The sequence below is a fragment of the uncultured Imperialibacter sp. genome (assembly GCF_963974565.1).
Classification (GTDB): domain Bacteria; phylum Bacteroidota; class Bacteroidia; order Cytophagales; family Cyclobacteriaceae; genus Imperialibacter; species Imperialibacter roseus.
In genome coordinates, this window is the sequence record NZ_CAXBCJ010000005.1 from 48,752 (window position 1) to 65,856 (window position 17,105).

18 protein-coding genes and 1 tRNA gene are annotated in these 17,105 nt (G+C 45.8%); 6 read left to right on the forward strand and 13 right to left on the reverse strand.

Features of this window, described 5'->3' with window-relative positions:
- Window positions 1-11: 11 nt before the first annotated feature.
- The 5 genes from AAC052_RS08555 to AAC052_RS08575 are packed head-to-tail and all read right to left on the reverse strand — an operon-like array spanning window position 12 to window position 4,480.
- On the reverse strand, window positions 12-1,595 hold the full coding sequence (locus AAC052_RS08555) for an ABC transporter ATP-binding protein (protein WP_339812541.1): 1,584 nt from the start codon (window positions 1,593-1,595) through the stop codon (window positions 12-14).
- Window positions 1,592-2,326 carry a 3'-5' exonuclease gene (locus AAC052_RS08560; protein WP_339812542.1) on the reverse strand — a complete coding sequence of 245 codons (735 nt, stop codon included), beginning with the start codon at window positions 2,324-2,326 and terminating at the stop codon, window positions 1,592-1,594. The genes AAC052_RS08555 and AAC052_RS08560 overlap by 4 nt, the downstream gene beginning before the upstream one ends.
- 35 nt (window positions 2,327-2,361) lie before the next feature.
- Window positions 2,362-2,766: a hypothetical protein gene (locus AAC052_RS08565; RefSeq protein WP_339812545.1), complete on the reverse strand. Its 405-nt coding sequence runs from the start codon at window positions 2,764-2,766 to the stop codon at window positions 2,362-2,364.
- Window positions 2,763-3,494 carry a lipoyl(octanoyl) transferase LipB gene (lipB, locus tag AAC052_RS08570; RefSeq protein ID WP_339812547.1) on the reverse strand — a complete coding sequence of 244 codons (732 nt, stop codon included), beginning with the start codon at window positions 3,492-3,494 and terminating at the stop codon, window positions 2,763-2,765. Before lipB ends, AAC052_RS08565 begins: the two co-directional genes overlap by 4 nt.
- A 2-nt stretch (window positions 3,495-3,496) precedes the next feature.
- Window positions 3,497-4,480 (reverse strand): type I phosphomannose isomerase catalytic subunit, encoded by a 984-nt coding sequence (locus tag AAC052_RS08575; protein ID WP_339812901.1) that lies wholly within the window; start codon window positions 4,478-4,480, stop codon window positions 3,497-3,499.
- 33 nt (window positions 4,481-4,513) lie between these two features.
- Between AAC052_RS08575 and AAC052_RS08580 the strand changes: the two genes are divergently transcribed.
- On the forward strand, window positions 4,514-4,873 hold the full coding sequence (locus AAC052_RS08580) for a YraN family protein (RefSeq protein ID WP_339812550.1): 360 nt from the start codon (window positions 4,514-4,516) through the stop codon (window positions 4,871-4,873).
- 5 nt (window positions 4,874-4,878) lie between these two features.
- Here the strand turns inward: AAC052_RS08580 and AAC052_RS08585 are convergent, their stop codons facing one another.
- Complete coding sequence (locus AAC052_RS08585; RefSeq protein ID WP_317489336.1) at window positions 4,879-5,718, reverse strand: hypothetical protein; 840 nt, start codon at window positions 5,716-5,718, stop codon at window positions 4,879-4,881.
- Between AAC052_RS08585 and AAC052_RS08590 the strand changes: the two genes are divergently transcribed.
- Entirely contained in the window at window positions 5,718-6,878 is a 1,161-nt protein-coding gene (locus tag AAC052_RS08590; RefSeq protein WP_339812553.1) for an SMP-30/gluconolactonase/LRE family protein, read from the forward strand. The two genes, AAC052_RS08585 and AAC052_RS08590, sit on opposite strands and share 1 nt — an antisense overlap.
- Before the next feature lie 62 nt (window positions 6,879-6,940).
- Here the strand turns inward: AAC052_RS08590 and AAC052_RS08595 are convergent.
- Window positions 6,941-7,014, reverse strand: a tRNA-Arg gene (locus AAC052_RS08595).
- Window positions 7,015-7,248: 234 nt separating this feature from the next.
- Between AAC052_RS08595 and AAC052_RS08600 the strand changes: the two genes are divergently transcribed.
- Window positions 7,249-7,989, forward strand: coding sequence for an outer membrane beta-barrel protein (locus AAC052_RS08600; protein ID WP_339812556.1), 741 nt, complete (start codon window positions 7,249-7,251; stop codon window positions 7,987-7,989).
- A gap of 2 nt (window positions 7,990-7,991) precedes the next feature.
- Here AAC052_RS08600 and AAC052_RS08605 read toward each other — a convergent pair whose 3' ends face one another.
- Together AAC052_RS08605 and rpoN are read right to left on the reverse strand one after the other, a co-directional pair.
- Window positions 7,992-8,597 (reverse strand): PA-phosphatase, encoded by a 606-nt coding sequence (locus AAC052_RS08605; protein WP_339812557.1) that lies wholly within the window; start codon window positions 8,595-8,597, stop codon window positions 7,992-7,994.
- Between the two features lie 14 nt (window positions 8,598-8,611).
- Window positions 8,612-10,054, reverse strand: coding sequence for an RNA polymerase factor sigma-54 (rpoN, locus tag AAC052_RS08610; protein WP_339812560.1), 1,443 nt, complete (start codon window positions 10,052-10,054; stop codon window positions 8,612-8,614).
- A gap of 299 nt (window positions 10,055-10,353) precedes the next feature.
- Here rpoN and asnS point away from each other — a divergent pair, with 299 nt between their 5' ends.
- Window positions 10,354-11,805, forward strand: a complete 1,452-nt coding sequence (asnS, locus tag AAC052_RS08615) for an asparagine--tRNA ligase (RefSeq protein ID WP_339812563.1) — start codon at window positions 10,354-10,356, stop codon at window positions 11,803-11,805.
- Window positions 11,806-11,876: 71 nt separating this feature from the next.
- Here the strand turns inward: asnS and AAC052_RS08620 are convergent, their stop codons facing one another.
- Both AAC052_RS08620 and AAC052_RS08625 read right to left on the reverse strand, forming a co-directional pair.
- The gene (locus AAC052_RS08620) at window positions 11,877-12,263 is read right to left on the reverse strand and encodes a T9SS type A sorting domain-containing protein (RefSeq protein ID WP_317489332.1); all 387 of its coding nucleotides are present in this window, start codon (window positions 12,261-12,263) and stop codon (window positions 11,877-11,879) included.
- Window positions 12,264-12,436: 173 nt separating this feature from the next.
- Window positions 12,437-13,930 (reverse strand): NAD(P)H-hydrate dehydratase, encoded by a 1,494-nt coding sequence (locus AAC052_RS08625; RefSeq protein WP_339812565.1) that lies wholly within the window; start codon window positions 13,928-13,930, stop codon window positions 12,437-12,439.
- A gap of 137 nt (window positions 13,931-14,067) precedes the next feature.
- Between AAC052_RS08625 and AAC052_RS08630 the strand changes: the two genes are divergently transcribed.
- Together AAC052_RS08630 and AAC052_RS08635 are read left to right on the forward strand one after the other, a co-directional pair.
- Window positions 14,068-14,961, forward strand: coding sequence for a bestrophin family ion channel (locus tag AAC052_RS08630; RefSeq protein ID WP_339812568.1), 894 nt, complete (start codon window positions 14,068-14,070; stop codon window positions 14,959-14,961).
- On the forward strand, window positions 14,958-15,143 hold the full coding sequence (locus AAC052_RS08635) for a hypothetical protein (RefSeq protein ID WP_151997611.1): 186 nt from the start codon (window positions 14,958-14,960) through the stop codon (window positions 15,141-15,143). The genes AAC052_RS08630 and AAC052_RS08635 overlap by 4 nt, the downstream gene beginning before the upstream one ends.
- Window positions 15,144-15,194: 51 nt before the next feature.
- Here the strand turns inward: AAC052_RS08635 and lipA are convergent, their stop codons facing one another.
- Together lipA and AAC052_RS08645 are read right to left on the reverse strand one after the other, a co-directional pair.
- Window positions 15,195-16,082: a lipoyl synthase gene (gene lipA / locus AAC052_RS08640; protein ID WP_317489329.1), complete on the reverse strand. Its 888-nt coding sequence runs from the start codon at window positions 16,080-16,082 to the stop codon at window positions 15,195-15,197.
- A gap of 78 nt (window positions 16,083-16,160) precedes the next feature.
- Complete coding sequence (locus AAC052_RS08645) at window positions 16,161-16,886, reverse strand: hypothetical protein (protein WP_317489328.1); 726 nt, start codon at window positions 16,884-16,886, stop codon at window positions 16,161-16,163.
- Window positions 16,887-17,105 lie beyond the last annotated feature (219 nt).

Sequence of the window (17,105 nt, forward strand, 5' to 3'; positions counted from 1 at the left end):
TAGGAGTTTTCTTACAAAAAATTATGGGTCAATGCAGGTTCTGCATCAATTAACTGTTGGGTGTAGTCTGATGTTGGGTTGGCCAACACTTTTTCAATCTCTCCCGTTTCTTTTACTTCACCTTCTGCCATCACTGTCAGGTAATCGCACGTGTGGCGGAGAGCTGCAAGATTGTGCGATACCAGCAGAACGCCCAAGTTACGCTCTTTTTTCAAGTAAAGGAAAAGATCGAGAATTTCAGCCTGTATGGATTGATCCAACGAGGAGGTAGGCTCGTCGCAAAGCAAAATCCTGGGCTGTAGCGCCAGCGACCTGGCAATTGCCAGGCGTTGTTTTTCGCCACCAGAAAGCTGACTGGTATGGCTTTTCAAAAGTCCCTTCGGCAGCCTCACCCAGTCTAATAAGTCTTTTATGGTAGTTTTAGTTTCATTTTGGTTTTCGGCGATGGCTTCATTGAGTATTTGCTCCATGTTTTGACGAGGATCGAAAGCGCTGGAAGGGTTCTGATAAACCACCTGAACAGCTCTTCGGAAGGCCACCAGCTCATCGGCAGTCAGGGTGTTGACAGACCTGCCCTGATAATACAACTTATCGAAATGTTCCGGGTACAAGCCAGCCAGCGTCCGCATTAGAGTGGTTTTCCCCGACCCGGAAATACCCGCTACCCCACTTATCGCTCCCTGGTAAAGCTCCAGTGACACCGATTGAACGGCTTTGACGGCTTTATTTCTGCGCCAGAAAAATCCAGTTGGCTGGTAGACAAAGTCCAGATTCTGTACAGCCAAAACCGGAGCGTTCCTGTGGGAAAGCCGTTCGGGTTCTTCCTTTCGGGACACCAGCCGCTTATGTGCGTCAATTAAACTGCTGGTGTATGTTTCCCCGGGCCGATCCATTATTTCTTTGGTCACCCCATATTCAACTACTCTTCCACTGTTAAGCACCATCAGCTTGTCGCACATAGGTCCCACAATTGACAGGTCGTGGGTAATAAATACAAGCGCCACCTTCTCCTTTTTGGAAAAATCTTTGAGAAGTCGCAAAATGGCTGCCTGATTCACGGTATCAAGTGCTGTTGTCGGCTCATCAGCGATGATGAGGCTTGGCCGGGCAATCATAGCCATCGCTATCAGCATGCGCTGTAGCTGCCCCCCGGAAAGTTGATGCGGAAGACTGCCCAGCACCCTTGCGGGATCATCAATGCCAGCCCTTCGCACCAGGTCATGGGCCTCCTCAGGTTGAAACTTGATTCCTAAAGCCTGGCACTGATCCTGCCATTGCCTGAGGAGAGTGGTTACCGGAAAGCTTGCCTCCAGCGGCGACTGGGGAATGTAAGCAATGGAGCGCCCTCTCAGTACGCCGATTTGATCTTCAAGTGGTTGACCTTCCCAACTAATACTTCCAGAGAGGTCAAGCCTTTCATCCAGCAAATGCAGCATGCTATGTGCCAGCAAGGATTTTCCCGCACCACTTTCGCCGAGTATACCCAGCGACTCACCGGGCGCTATCGACAGCGAAACATTGTCAAGTAAATTTTGCAGTCCAAACCGGACGGTGAGTTCCGAAATATTGAGCAGCACAGGTGGGTCGGAAGTCATTCGTTAAAATCTACAAACAATATTTTATCCTTTGGAATAGTCGGTTGTTGATGCAGCCTAAGGAAGACCTGAGCAGTTGCTACCACATCGTTTTTGCAGTAACGGGCAATTCTATCAATGTCTCCGGTGCCATAGTAAACTTCATTTACCATGCTTCCATCAATATCATCTTTTGGAGACGGAATTCCCAAAACTGTTGTGAGAAGTTGCAAAGAGGTAAAGCTCTTTCTGTCTCCGTACTTCCACATTTCCATCGTGTCGAGATGAGGTACTTCCCAGGGTTTTTTGCCTTCGAGCCGTAGAATATCGGGCAACGATATGCCATGAATAGTCATTCTTCTGCATAGATAAGGGTAATCAAATTCCTTTCCGTTGTGAGCACAAAGGAAGTAGCCCTGATTGAACTTTTGCTCCATTAATTTTTGGAAGCTTGTAAGCAACTGATGCTCATCGTTGCTACTCAGGGATGTCACCCTCAACTCAACACTTTTATCTTCATTGAAAGCAAAGTACCCAAGCCCAATAACGATTACCTTTCCGAATTCGGAGTAAATCGCCGCCCGGTTTTCATACATTTCAGCGGCATCGACTTCTTCATTCCCCCCTGAAAGACTAACAGCCTTTTTACTCCAGAGTTTTTGCCAAATTGGGTCGAGTTCATCAAATTTTCGTGCTCCTGCTACGGTTTCAATGTCTATAAAAAGAATTTTCTTTGGTGCGCTGTCTGCCATGCCACAATATTTTTTCTATTAAAATAGAAAAATAATCACGGATGCAAGACACCTTCAAGCCCTATCTCATCGATGTAGCTCAAATTATCTTCTAAAATGGTATCAGGGACAAAAATATATTTCTTATCGTACAGCTGCCTGCCTATAAAATAGCTGACCCAGTATTCATTGTTAAGGCCAAAAACCTGGGGATGGATGGACTCTACCTGCGTCGCTCCGCTAACATCAATTAATGGGAACATGTGTCGCAGTGTAGAAGTTTTTTGCTGCTCGCCATCTAGTTCGCCATACCCCTTGGAGGTAACCATTACATTTTCCAATGGCTGATCATTTCTATTGATGAGGTACACTACCCACTCCTCTTCTTCGTCGGCTGTTGGCCTTTTAACCACCGCAAGTGTAACATCTTTTACAGGCAAAAAGGGAATGTCTTTCTTCATGCGGTCACGAGGTTCATTTCAAATAAAGAAGCTATGTTCTTCAAAAGCCTTTGCTGCACCTCTTCCATGCTCACTTCAAGTTCAAGTTCCTGCTGCAGGGAAGTCACTGCCTTGTCGTCTATTCCGCATGGCACTATGTGCTTGAAATACTCGAGGTTAGTGTTGACATTGAATGCCAGCCCATGCATGGTGACCCACCTGCTCGACTTCACTCCAAGTGCGCATATTTTTCGTGGGTCTTTCTGTTCCTCAAAGTCAAGCCATACGCCCGTAAGCCCGTCAATTCTTCCAGCCTGCACCCCGTACTCAGATAAGGTCATTATCACAGCTTCCTCCAGTAGTCGAAGGTATTTGTGGATGTCAGTAAAGAAATTATCGAGGTCGATTATTGGATACACCACCAGCTGGCCCGGACCGTGGTAAGTGATGTCGCCACCTCTGTTGATCTTGTAGTATGTAGCGCCTATCTCCTTGAGCTCATCATCATCTACCAGCAGGTTTTCCTGTTTCCCACTCTTTCCGAGTGTAAATACGTGCGGATGCTGGCAAAACAGCAAATAATTGGGAGTGTGTTTCTGAAGGTCAACGGGCTCATCCCTGTTTTTAATCTTCAGCGCCACCGTCTCGGCAAATAACTTCTCCTGATAGTCCCACGCCTCCTGATAGTCAATTAAACCAAGGGAGATGACTTGCGCAGTTTTGTTTTTGATAGCGGCAGTAGCCTGCATGGTTAGCTGATATAGGATTCCAACATTTTGAATCCCGAAGTAGTTTCAAGCGTTACTTTCTTCAATTCAGCAGGTAGCAGCACACAGTCTCCCATTTTCACTTCTATGCTTCCACCGTCATAAGCTATGTTCAGCTCACCGCTCATGCATACGTAAATAATAAACGAGTCGAGGTAGTGATAGTCACGCTCAATGTCCTTGGTGCACTCAAGCTTATTTGTGGTAAAATATGGGCTCTTCACGAGCTTCACCGGCTCGTTCAGCTTGTTCTGATACATTGTTTTGTAATGCTCATGGTAAGTGTAATCAATCGCATCCAGCGACTCCTCCACATGTAGCTCTCTCTTGTTACCTTTGTCATCTACCCGGTCGAAATCGTAAATGCGGTAGGTGGTGTCAGATGTTTGCTGAATCTCTGCCAGCAAAAGCCCCTTGCCAATGGTGTGCACCCGGCCCGCTGGCAAATAAAATACGTCATCGTTGAATACCTTTTCGTGGTTCAACACGTCCATTATACGCCCTCTTTCGAAGTAGTCCAGGAACTTCTCCTTAGACATTTTGCGATTGAACCCGGTGATGAGTTGCGCCCCGTGGTCGGCCTGGAAAATATACCACATCTCCGTCTTGCCATGGCCACTGCGGCGGGCCCTGGCCAGTTCATCATTTGGATGCACCTGTATGCTGAGATCATCATTGGCATCGATAAACTTCACCAGCAAGGGAAATTCGTCGCCAAACTTCTCATAGATTTTTTCACCAACCAGCGCCGCTTCAAACTTTTGAATAAGCTCCTTGAGGTTCATGCCTTCCAAATGGCCCTCTGCAACTTCAGAGATATTGCCCTCAACGCCGGAGATTTCCCATGTTTCTCCACAATTCGGGAGGCTTCCAAAGTCTTTGCCCAGGACAGTTTTTATCTTCTGCCCTCCCCAAATTTTGTCTTTGAAGATGGTTTTAAACTTTAAAGGATATAATTTTAGTTGTATCACGTTTATCGAATCTAATCCGCAAATATATAAATGCCTGCCAAGCCACATAACCAAAGCGTAGGGAAAAAAGGAGAAATTATTGCCGCAGACCATTTGAAAAAAGCAGGCTATGAAATAATAGCAAAAAACTACCGGGCTGGCCGGGGTGAAATTGATATAATCTCAAAACTTGCCACCACTCTGATATTTGTGGAAGTGAAAACACGATCCAATGCCAAATTTGGCTACCCGGAGGAAGCTGTGACTCAGAAAAAAGCCGATAAGCTAATAGAAACAGCCCAGACCTATATTGAAGAAATTAATTGGGAAGGCGACATCAGGTTTGATATTATTTCCGTCGACTTACAACGAAACAGTGAGATAATCCACTTTGAGGATGCCTTTCACTAGAGGGGTTACTTTAGCTGCACCATTAATCGCTCCCTGTCATATATCAACTCACCTTTGTCATTCCATTCTCTCAGAATGACTGGGTTGAAGCTTTCATCAAAAGGATCTTTTGAATACTCAACCTCACGCTTTCTCCTGTTCCTGATGGGGTAATACTCCCGCCAAACGCCGACTTTGTGGTCAAACTTATATTCGCCCATTACGGCTATCTGTCCGTTGGCATGAAACGCATAGTAATAGCCTTCTTTCTCACCGTATTCGATGGGAATTACTTCCTTCATTTTGGTTCGTTCAACGTCCCAGTAGGCAATTTTTGATTCCCTTGGCCATCCCTTATAGTACTTTTCCTTGTTCAGGAGAATGTCAGACTTATTGAGTTCTACCCAGCGGCCATGCTTTGTGCCCTTATAGAAAAACCCTTCTTCGAGCACTTGATCACCCAAGACTTTGCGGTACGGGCCGTGCAAAATTCCCGCATACTCTTTATCAATATTTCTGCTGGCTACAATTTTCTTTCTTTTGAAATTGTACCAGTAAATGTCTCTCACATATTCATCTGGCTCCTGATACACTTTCAGGTAGCTAAACAATTCCAGCACCGTGTTCTCTCCAAAGCCCGTTCTGGTGAACCCCTTTTTAGTCTTCACTCCATAGTACACATTCCGCTTCGGCTTTTTCTTCTTGACGTCAATTTTCTCATTCTCCTCGTCCAGGGCATCCAGGTCGATGGTAAGGGGGGAATCATATTTGGGCTCGAACGAAAATTCTTCCTCCTGTGCCCAAAGAGGCCCACTGGCCAGAAGCAGGAATATGAAAATGGAGGCTATTTGATATTTTATTGCCATTGACACTTCAACGAGTAGAAGGGAACGGATATTTTGCGAAAAATAGGAAAAAGAATCCTATTTATCAGGATGAAAGCGCCTGCCAACCTGATCTTCTTGTTGCATGTGATGATATCGAAATGGGCGGCGGCGATTTCAAAAGTGTGCTGTTGCACAATCCAATTAACTCTTACATATTTAGGAACAGAAGGCTGACCAAAACGACCCTATTCTGGCAGAGTCTGGCTAAAATTGTTCGAAACCCTGATACCATGACCAAACCCCTGGCACAACCCTACAAAGTAGTCACTTCCAACCGCTGCCTGCTGGGCGAAGGCCCCGTGTGGGACAGCCAACGACAAGTGATCTACTGGCTGGATATTCTGAATGGCATTATTCATGAGCATAGCCCATCTAAAAACAGCCACCGGCAGATACCCCTGAACGATATGGTTGGAGCAGTGGCCTTGTGCAAAAACGGTGACTTCATTGCCGCCATGAAAAGCGGACTGGCCATAGTTGAACAGGACAGTGGAGCTGTAAAGCCGCTGGTTGATCCGGAAAGTCACCTGCCAGGCAACCGCTTCAATGAAGGCAAGTGTGACCCGGCGGGCCGTTTTTGGGCGGGCACCATGGCCCTGTCGGAAGTGGAAGGAGCGGGTAATCTTTACATGCTCGACACTGATGGCGCCTGCAGTTTAAAAATACCCGGTGTCAGCATCTCCAACGGCCTGGCATGGGCTTCCGACCACAAAACAATGTACTATATCGATTCACCCACCCGAAAGGTGGTCGCTTATGATTACAGCCAGGCAACCGGTGGTATATCCAATCAGCGAGTAGCTATTTCCATTCCAGAGGAAGAAGGCTCGCCCGACGGCATGACCATCGACAGCGAAGGCATGCTATGGATCGGCCACTGGGATGGCTGGCAAGTTGCCCGCTGGAACCCACTAACAGGGCAAAAGCTACTGAGCATCGGCATGCCTGCTGCCCGAATCACATCGTGCACATTTGGTGGAGAAACCCTGCAGGACCTCTACATCACATCGGCCAGAGTGGGGCTCACTGATGAACAGCTCGAAGAGCAGCCACTGGCCGGATCGCTTTTCGTGGTAGAAAATTGTGGGTTCAAGGGGATGGAGGCAGTGAAGTTTGGGTATAGCGAAGCAAGTCTTTGACCAGAACAGCACAAAAAAAGGAAAGCCTCCCATTGCTGAGAAGCTTTCCTGAAACCGATTCGTGAACCTGGAGGGAGTCGAACCCCCAACCTTCTGATCCGTAGTCAAATGCTCTATCCAGTTAAGCTACAGGTCCAGTTATTTATTTTCGGCCATTCCCCAACCATCCCACCAGCTTTCTTGTCATGTTAAACGAGAGGCAAGGCTTTCCGGTTGAATTACTGATCAGGTGCTGAATTTACACCTCATCATTAATTACGGGGTGCAAAGTTAATATATCTTGATTCATTAAAAAAGACTTTGACATTCTTAGTTAGTAATTTTAAGTTATCTTTGCGCTCTATTATTCAAAAAAGCAACGTTTCTATTCATGCAGCGATTCATTTTATTAGCTCTATCGGTATTAACATTCACTTTTACTGCGTCTGGCAATGCCGGCACGGAGCCTAACGACAATAAAGAAACGCAACAAATACATGGCCCAAGGCCTGATCTACCAGGCAAGCTGCTGATCAATTTGGGCTCAAGTTATTTTGTGAATGCTCCGGAAGGAATGAAAACGAAAGTATTTGAATCCCGCCCATTGGATTTATATTATACCTATCACTTCGATATCCCCAGCTTGAAGCTTTCCTTCGTGCCAGGCATCGGATTTGGCTTTGACAGATATAGCTTTAAGAAAGCCGTGGGACTGAGCTACGAAACACAAAATTCGGTCACAAATCTGGTACTTGACTCAATAGCAGATGTAAAAGTATTGAGGAGTAAGTTAATCACTAACTACATAGACGTTCCATTGGAGCTGCGGTTTGTCCCCAACTTGGAAAACAAAGAGCGTAGTGTTTTTGTTGGTGTCGGTGGCTCCATAGGCTATCTATTTGAGGCGCACACTAAGTTCAAGTATGAGGATGATGGAGACAAGAAAATGACCAAGCAGAGAGAAGACTGGAACCTTAACAAAATAAGGTACAGCGTGCATGCCAGATTGGGTATTGGCGGGTTCTCTGTCTACTACAAAATGGGATTGAGCGACGTTTTTCAAAGCGGCAAAGGCCCGAACGGAATCAACGTCACTGCCAATACAATCGGCATCTCGTTCAACGGATTCTAAAGTCAGGCAAAAATCATCATCATCAGATAGCAAAAGCCAACTCCAAGGGTAGCTCCAGCGGCGACTTGGGAAAAACTATGGGCTTGCAGCACCAAACGGGCTGTCATTACCCATCCCAGCACAACAATTGCTGCCACAAAAGGGATAAGTAACTCGCTTCCCGGGAAAATGTGAACCAGGGCCAGGATAAAGCCTACAACGCCACCAATGCCCGCACTGTGAATGCTTATTTTCCAAAAGAAAGTGATTCCGGTTAGCAGCACAATCAGCAAAGTGGTGGTGAGCATCAGTAGCACCAACACCGGATTTAGGGTAAGCTTACTATAAAACATATAGGTGGTTACCCCATAAAAAGTGGCGATAAAAACAAAAGGGACAAGCCTGTCATTTTTATCGTGCATTTGAAGGCTCCTAATGGTAGAGGTGAGGCGAAGGGCCAAAAGACTTAGCACTGGTATGATCAGAGTGGTAGTGGATAGTGCCAGTAGAATGTAGGGCACATTTTCGTCGGCCAGTGGCCTGAAAGCCTGTGGCACGTACCGAAAAATAACAAAAAACATGATCGTCGGCAGAAGAAGCGGGTGAAAGACCACCGATAATGCCTGCATAAAAAACCTTAGCACTAGAGCTCCTTCCTTAATCTGGCCACAGGAATATTTAGTTGTTCCCGGTATTTGGCTACAGTTCGCCTGGCGATTTGATACCCCTTCTTTTTAAGCAATTTTTCAAGTTTATCGTCCGACAGTGGTTTGCGCTTTTCTTCTCCGTCAATCATTTCCTTTAAGAAATGCTTGACCTCTCGGCTACTCACATCGTCGCCAGAGTCAGTAGAAATCCCTTCAGAAAAGAAATACTTCAATGGATAAATACCGAATTCTGTTTGGATAGTTTTGGAGTTAGCCACCCTCGACACCGTGGAAATATCCATGCCTATCTCTTCCGCTATATCTTTCAAAATCATTGGCCTCAGCTTGCTCTCGTCTCCCTCAAGGAAAAAGTCGTACTGGTACTTAATAATCGAGTTCATTGTATTGAGCAGCGTTTGCTGGCGCTGCTTAATGGCGTCGATGAACCACTTGGCCGAATCAAGCTTTTGCTTGACAAAAGTGACGGTCTCCTTAAGTTTCTTGTCCTTCTTGTTGCTCTTGTCGTAGGCCTGAAGCATCTCAGAGTAGTCCCGACTCACCTTCAGCTCCGGTGCATTTCTGGAATTCAATGACAGTTCCAGGTTGCCATGATTATTGAAAAGCATAAAATCGGGAATGAGGTACTGGGTTTTAACAAGGCCAGACCCTACGCCGCCTGGCTTTGGATTGAGGTGGGTAATGAGCTTGATCGCTTCCTTCAGCAGCTCGTCATCCTCAAGTTCAAGCTTCTTTGAAATCTTGTCGTAGTGCTTTTTGGTAAACTCATCAAAGCAGTCGGTCACTACATGATGTGCCAGTTGCGCTACTTCGCCGCCAGTTTCTATTTTCCGGTCGATCTGCAACTGCAAACACTCCTGCAAAGAACGGGCTCCTATGCCCGCAGGATCAAATTCCTGGATCAAATGAAGGATTTCTTCCACTTCATCGGCCTCACATTCTATGTTCTGAGAAAAGGCCATGTCGTTGACTATGGCGTCCAGGTCTCGCCTGATGTATCCGTCGGCCTCAATACTGCCTATCAGCTGCCGGCCAATAGCATACTGACGTTCGTCCAGCTTGAGAAACCCGAGTTGAGAAATCAGTTGCTCTGACAGTGTGGAGCTTTCACTAAATGGCACTTCACGTTCTTCTTCATCGCCACCGGGGCCGTCACCCTGCATTTTATAACCGGCGTAGTCGTCGTCGGGCAAGTATTCGTCAATGTTCAGTTCGTCGCTTGCCGAATTGTCTATATCATCAAAATCATCTGCCTCTTTAGGCTCCTCCTCCTTACCTTCCTCCAACGCAGGATTGATCTCCAATTCCTCTTCGATCCTGGTCTCCAGTTCCGCCGTCGGTACTTGCAGGAGCTTAATGAACTGAATCTGCTGCGGCGACAGCTTCTGACTCAGAGATTGGGTTAAGCCCAGCTTTTGCATACTTCGATTAGTTTAGCCTTTTAGTGCTGTAAAATAAGAAATATAAGGTATTTGGCCATTCTTCCCGCCAACTTCATTACGCAATTCGAATCCATAGGTTGAGTCGGCAATGTCGAAATAGTGGAAAGGCCGCATCCGGTTGATTTTTAATGCCTTTGACCTTTGATAAAAGTACTCAATATAGTTTTTTTGCGGCAATTTTAGAGTTCTCAATCGAGATGAACAAATAGGTTTGGTAAAAATACTGCTACCTTGCGAAAAAAGAGAACCGAGTACTTTTTTAATTAACGAGAAATAAGGTGAGCCAGAAAAAAAGGACTAAAATCAAAGACATTCTTCAGCTAGCAGAAGCAAATGTTACAGTGACTGTGAAGGGCTGGGTAAGGACAAAGCGTGAAAACAAGAATGTTGTCTTTATCAACCTTAACGACGGCTCAACTATCAATAACCTTCAAATTGTTGGCGACCCAACTAAGTTTGACGAGGCAACACTAAAGAAAATCACTACCGGGGCTTCATTGTCTGTTGTGGGCTTACTGGTAGCCTCGCAGGGATCCGGGCAGAAGTTTGAATTGCAAGCAGATACAATTGATGTGCTTGGTGTAGCTGATCCTGAGAAGTTTCCATTGCAACCAAAAAAGCACTCATTGGAGTTTCTTCGTGAGATTGCTCACCTAAGACCCCGCACCAATACTTTCAGCGCCATCCTGCGGGTGAGGCACTCCATGATTTTCGCTGTGCATAAGTTCTTTCACGAAAAGGGCTTTTTCAATATCCACACACCCATTATCACCGCTTCAGATGCCGAAGGGGCAGGGGAAATGTTTCGGGTGACTACGCTTGACCTCGACAAGCTGCCAAAAACGGAAGACGGAAAAGTAGACTTTAAGGAAGACTTTTTTGAAAGAGAGGCAAACCTCACCGTATCGGGGCAGCTGGAAGGTGAGCTGACCGCATTGGCTCTTTCGGAGATTTATACGTTTGGCCCCACGTTCAGGGCTGAAAACTCCAACACCACCCGTCACCTGGCTGAATTTTGGATGATCGAGCCTGAAATGGCATTTTATGACCTGGAAGACAACATGGATCTGGCCGAGGAGATGCTCAAATATCTCGTTACTTATGCGCTGGAAAACTGCCAGGAAGACCTCGCTTTTCTTGAGCAGAGAGCCAAAGATGAAGAGAGCGCTAAAAAGCAGGAAGAAAGAAGCGAGCTCAGCCTTTTAGAAAGGTTGCGCTTTGTGGCTGACAATGAGTTTGTGCGCCTCACTTATACAGAAGCCATCGATATCCTTAGAAATAGCAACTACAACAAGAAAAAGAAGTTCCAATACCTGATTGACGCCTGGGGCGCTGATTTGCAGTCGGAGCATGAACGCTATCTGGTTGAAAAACACTTCAAAAAGCCAGTAATTTTGATCAACTACCCAAAAGAGATCAAGTCGTTCTACATGAAGCAAAACGACGATGGCAAAACTGTCGCAGCCATGGACATCCTGTTTCCAGGCATCGGCGAAATTGTCGGCGGCTCTCAAAGAGAGGAGAATTATGACAAGCTCACCAACAGAATGAAAGAGCTTGATATGGATGCAGAAAGCATGTGGTGGTTTCTGGACACCAGAAGGTTTGGAACCGTGCCCCATAGTGGCTTTGGGCTTGGCTTCGAAAGGCTGATGCTGTTTGTTACAGGCATGAGCAACATTAGAGACGTGATACCCTTCCCAAGAACGCCCGGGAACGCAGAGTTTTAATTCCGTACAAACAAAAGAGGCAGCCCGACGAATAGGAGCTGCCTCTTTTATTTCACAGTAAGGTTGTATCGTTAGTTCTTAAGAAACTTGATTGCTTTTTTGTATCTGGTATAGTCATCCTTGATGATCAGGAAGTAATACCCTGAATTGAAAGTTTTCACAGGAATCTTGTAAGTATCCTTCGCCACTTCTTCAGGCTCTATTCTAATCGTATTCCCAATGATGCTGTGCATCTCAAATTCCACTTTCTTCAAGTTAGAATCTTTTATCTCCACCATAATAAACTCAACGGCGGGGTTAGGATATACTTCGATCTGATTTTTCAACTCCAGTGTGGGAGTTTGTCTGAAGGCGCTTTCAGCAGTCACTTGCTCCTTGTCTTCGGCAGATTGTGCAAACCCGTTCACCCCTAGAAGGGCAACAAGAAGCAATCCGATGACAAATTTAATGAAGCGCATAATCTACATAGGTAAAGCCAACATGGCTATGTAACAAAGTACGAAAAAAAAATAGTAATGTTCTAATGCCTAATTGAAATTTTTGAATGCCTTTTTCGTTATATGCGGTTTCCTTAAAAAAGGAGGTCAAATGGAAGGGAAAATTAGGTCAGGCGCAAAATTCAGCTCTAAATTTACAATTTTCTAAACGCCGCTGGAAGAAAATCAACAATGTCAGAGGCGATTAAACCATATTCTCCCCTGGATTGAGCACTCAAATCGCCTGAAATTCCGTGGAGTAAGACTGCTAAACGTGCACTTTTCGTCGGAGAAAATGACTGGGATAGCAGTCCGGCTGCAATGCCGGTGAGTACATCGCCGCTTCCTGCAGTGGCCATCCCGGGATTTCCGGTGCTGTTAAAATAGACCTCTCCGGATGGCGTGCTGATGCTGCTGTACGCTCCTTTTAGCACCACAATCAACTGGTGTTTTTTTGACAACTCTATTTGCTTGTTCAACCTTTCGTAGTCATTGTGCCAGTCGCCTACCAGTCGCCTGAACTCCCCAGGGTGGGGTGTTAGTATGCTGTTGGCTGGCACCCGCTCCAGGAGCCCTGGATTTCTGCTTAAGATATTGAGTGCGTCAGCGTCTATGACCATTGGCCTTGAAACAGTCTTCAGAACCCTTACAAAAGCCCTAACCGTGGCATTATCCGTGCCAACGCCTGGCCCGATAGCGACGCAATCAAAGTTTGACAAATCGCCTGGGATTCGGGTAATATGTTCATTATTGGCATCCTCGCTGACCATGGCTTCGGGCACAGCGGTGTGAATGGGCGTTACGGCACAGCCTGACGTATGCACCGTTAGCAGCCCCGCACCAGCCCGCATGCAAGCTTTTGAAGAAAGAATAGCAGCGCCTACTTTACCTTTACTCCCAGCAATCAGCAGCGTACGTCCTGCATCGCCTTTGTGAGCAAACCTGGGTCGGCCAGGCAGCTTCAGATCCTCATCCCCCACCCTCTGATAATAGTAGGAACATTCCACTTCCTTCATAAACTGAGACGAAAGCCCAATGTCAACCGACTTCCATTCACCCACATACGGGTAGTTTTCAGGCAAAAGAAAGGCTAGTTTAGGTGCCTGAAATGTAATTGTAATATCGGAATGGAACGCTATTGCACCATTCTGGGGCTGGTCGCAAAAAAGCCCGGAGGGGATATCAATGGCCATTTTGCTGGCTTTAATGCCATTCAAAAAATCTATTAGTTTCGCATAGTCCCCATCAACCGGCCTGTTCAGACCTGAGCCAAACAAAGCATCAACTATAACCAGCTTGTCCGGGATGTCCGCAGCGTATATCTCCGACGCTTTAGCCACGCTGACAGCACCCGAAAGGCGGTTAAGGTTGACCCTGAAGTCTTCGCTTCCTTTTTCTGCCGATCCAGCCACCCACACCTTTACCTCGTATTTTAGGCCTTTCAGCAGGCGAGCTACGGCAAGACCATCCCCTCCGTTGTTACCTGTTCCGCAGAAAAGCCAGACGATCTGGTCATTAAAAGGATGCTTTTTAAATTCATCGACAAAGGCATTACTAGCCCGTTCCATTAGATCAATAGAGGCTATGGGCTCATTTTCTATCGTGTAGGCGTCAGCTTTACGAATTTGTTGAGGAGAAAGAATTTTCATAGCAACTGAATTCTCAGTAAGTTAGAAAGCTTTTTTTATAAGGGCTTCAAAATGATGTCATTTGAGCTAGGGAGTTTATTATTCCTTACCTATCTTTTGAGCTCTTTTTAGCAAAACCTACCCTAAATTCTGATCCTATGATTGAGTACAACCCTAAGTCCTGGGTTTCCCTAATTTTTGATGTCTACAGCCGTTATGTGATCAAATCGCTTTTCCCGCTGCTGGCATTCATGATCGTTTATTCCACGGTATTGACCTATGTACTTGTTGATATATTCGAAATTCACATTTTTTTCGAGGGAGCTATTGTATTTCACTCACTATTGGGAGTAGTGCTGGGTCTTTTCCTGGTACTGAGAACCAACACGGCCTACGACCGCTGGTGGGAAGGCCGAAAATTGTGGGGGCAGCTCGTGAATGATACCCGGAGCCTTTCTATGAAGGTCAACGCCTATCTGCCTGAGAAATCAAGAGATGACCGCTCTTACTTTGAGCACATGATTCCCAATTTTGTCTATGCCATGAAAGAGCACCTCAGGCATGGGACGAAAATGGAAGAACTGGAGTTTGAAAATGAAGAGGAGGAACAAAAAGTAAAGGCCTGTGACCACAAGCCGAACAAGATCAACTCTATGCTTTTCCAAAGAATAGATGCCATCTTCAAAAAGGGCGAAATCACTGGTGAACAGCTCATTATTTTTGACAAAGAAATTAAGAATTTTGCCGACATCATGGGAGCCTGTGAGAGAATCAAAACGACGCCAATTCCGTACTCTTACAGCATGTACATCAAGAAGTTTCTCTTTATCTACACAATGACACTCCCATTGGCTTTCGTAGTTGAATTTGGCTATTGGACTGTGATATTGGTAGCACTTATATTCTATATTTTAGTAAGTATTGAGCTCATCGCCGAGGAAATTGAGGATCCGTTTGGAAAGGACATTAACGATTTGCCAGTGGAGCGTATCTCAATGAATATCAAGAGGAATGTAAAAGAGATCATTCAGGTGGACTTCCCGAAAAAATGAATGAATACCAGCTACTGCTCATCGTTAACCTGATAGCAGGTGCTGGAATTGTCATTTGGGTCAACAAGAGAAAATATGAAGGGAAGAAGGCAATTATCTATGTGCTGGCTCTTGTACTGCCAATACCTACGCTTCTCTACCTTTACCTGTTGTATAAGTTCACGGATCAGTTAAAAAAATGAATGCATGGATTGTAGAATCCATGCATTCATTTTTTCTAAAGTTTGCTCCTGTCAAATAGGCACGTTCACATGCCTTTCAGCGTGGTAGCTTGACCTAACCAGTGGGCCGGATTCCACGTACTTCAAGCCCCTCTTCAAACCCTCTTCTCTGTACATGTCAAAGGTTTCCGGGTGGATAAACTCAGCCACTTCAATATGCATTTTGGTCGGCTGGAGGTACTGACCCAACGTCAGAATATCGAGCCCGTTGGCCACCAGGTCATCAATAGCTTTGAACACCTGATCCTGTGTTTCGCCCAAGCCAAGCATAATACCCGACTTTGTCCGTTTTCCCAGCTCCTTGGTTCTTCTGGTCTGCTCCAGGCTTCTCTCGTACTTGGCTTGTGGGCGTACCCTGCGGTAAAGGCTTTCCACAGTTTCCATGTTGTGGGAAACTACTTCCTGACCGCCCTCGACCATTCTGTAAAGGGCATCCCAATTAGCCTTTACGTCCGGAATAAGCGTTTCTATAGTTGTTTCTGGACTGGCAAGCTTGGTTTGCACTACAGTTTGATACCATACCTCAGCACCCTTGTCCTTAAGTTCATCACGATTAACGGAAGTAATCACTGCGTGCTTCACTTCCATCAATTTGATGGCTTCGGCCACTCTCCTGGGCTCGTCTTCATCATATTCAGGTGGTCGGCCAGTAGCTACCGCACAAAATGTGCAACTGCGTGTGCAAACATTGCCCAGGATCATGAAGGTGGCGGTGCCGGCTCCCCAGCATTCCCCCATATTTGGGCAGTTGCCACTCTCACAAATCGTATGCAGTTTGTGGGTGTCGACAAGTTGGCGAACCTTGGCGTATTCCTTTCCCACTGGCAGCTTTACTCTTAGCCAGTTGGGCTTTTTCACCCGCTGTGTGGCATCCTGAGAAATTACTGGTAACTCTATCATTGTTAGCTTTCTTCTTCCAATTGAATTACTACAAAATAATACCCTCCATGGTTCACAAACAAATGGAAAATGGAAAGGTTACCGGCGGGCGCCGTAATAGAGTGTGAAAAAGGCCGATGTGAAAAATGCCGTGTTTGTGGCGGCTGGGATGATAATAATCTCTTTCGTATAAGCTTCGGCAAGCACCCCTATTTCAAAGCCCGTGACGTTACTCTTGAACGTGCCAAATTCGAAGTTGATAGCTGCTTTGGCATTTAAACCTGGCTGTATTTTCGACTGACCAAGGCCCTGAAAAAGCCTACCGGTTCCCAAAATACCGCCAAAACTATGCCTTGCCGGATCAAACTGCTCTACTGTAAAAGTACTGGGCCCGGTGGCGTATTTCACATAATAAGGAGCAACTATTCCCAAAGTAGGGCCGACCGCCCAGCTGGCATTGATCTGAACACCCTGTTGCGGTGCTTTTCGGAACATCAAATAGTCCTTACCATACTGCAAGCGAACAGCATAAAGGTAGTTTTTCTTCGCCCAGACAAACGGATTGCCGTATTGGGAAATATACCTGTACTCTTTTGGGTGCTTCACATTGATCAGCTCCATTCCAAAAGTTCGGAAGGTCTTTTCATCCATGGCCTGAGAGTACTTCAGAACTATGCCACCGATGAGTCCGCTGTTTGTGTTTTTATTGATGCCCCAGATATATTCTCTTGAATATTCATAGTTCCCGTTGTCCTGTGACTTAGCCACTGACGATGCCAGGAGAATAAAACAAAAGATAGAAAGTCCTGTATTTAGACGTTTCATAAGGGAACCAGATATTTTACACCAAATTAGCTATTTTTAGCTTAATCGTTAATCAGCAAGACTAAGTTTGAATCAAAATGGTTGACTGCCTCCGGGCAAAGGCATGACAACAAATTGATTCGGACTTCAATAACAAATCAACACCTGTTACCCCTATCGCTTAGTAGGCAAATACTCTAAACAGCGGCTGCCAGGCTGTCGATAAGGAAAACAAAATTC

Bases quoted from the DNA above. Each gene is read 5' to 3' on its own strand.
- AAC052_RS08555 (WP_339812541.1), bottom strand. From the start codon at position 1,595: ATGACTTCCGACCCACCTGTGCTGCTCAATATTTCGGAACTCACCGTC.
- AAC052_RS08560 (WP_339812542.1), bottom strand. From the start codon at position 2,326: ATGGCAGACAGCGCACCAAAGAAAATTCTTTTTATAGACATTGAAACC.
- AAC052_RS08565 (WP_339812545.1), bottom strand. From the start codon at position 2,766: ATGAAGAAAGACATTCCCTTTTTGCCTGTAAAAGATGTTACACTTGCG.
- lipB (WP_339812547.1), bottom strand. From the start codon at position 3,494: ATGCAGGCTACTGCCGCTATCAAAAACAAAACTGCGCAAGTCATCTCC.
- AAC052_RS08580 (WP_339812550.1), top strand. From the start codon at position 4,514: ATGCCTGCCAAGCCACATAACCAAAGCGTAGGGAAAAAAGGAGAAATT.
- AAC052_RS08585 (WP_317489336.1), bottom strand. From the start codon at position 5,718: ATGGCAATAAAATATCAAATAGCCTCCATTTTCATATTCCTGCTTCTG.
- AAC052_RS08600 (WP_339812556.1), top strand. From the start codon at position 7,249: ATGCAGCGATTCATTTTATTAGCTCTATCGGTATTAACATTCACTTTT.
- AAC052_RS08605 (WP_339812557.1), bottom strand. From the start codon at position 8,597: ATGCAGGCATTATCGGTGGTCTTTCACCCGCTTCTTCTGCCGACGATC.
- rpoN (WP_339812560.1), bottom strand. From the start codon at position 10,054: ATGCAAAAGCTGGGCTTAACCCAATCTCTGAGTCAGAAGCTGTCGCCG.
- AAC052_RS08620 (WP_317489332.1), bottom strand. From the start codon at position 12,263: ATGCGCTTCATTAAATTTGTCATCGGATTGCTTCTTGTTGCCCTTCTA.
- AAC052_RS08625 (WP_339812565.1), bottom strand. From the start codon at position 13,930: ATGAAAATTCTTTCTCCTCAACAAATTCGTAAAGCTGACGCCTACACG.
- AAC052_RS08630 (WP_339812568.1), top strand. From the start codon at position 14,068: ATGATTGAGTACAACCCTAAGTCCTGGGTTTCCCTAATTTTTGATGTC.
- AAC052_RS08635 (WP_151997611.1), top strand. From the start codon at position 14,958: ATGAATGAATACCAGCTACTGCTCATCGTTAACCTGATAGCAGGTGCT.
- lipA (WP_317489329.1), bottom strand. From the start codon at position 16,082: ATGATAGAGTTACCAGTAATTTCTCAGGATGCCACACAGCGGGTGAAA.
- AAC052_RS08645 (WP_317489328.1), bottom strand. From the start codon at position 16,886: ATGAAACGTCTAAATACAGGACTTTCTATCTTTTGTTTTATTCTCCTG.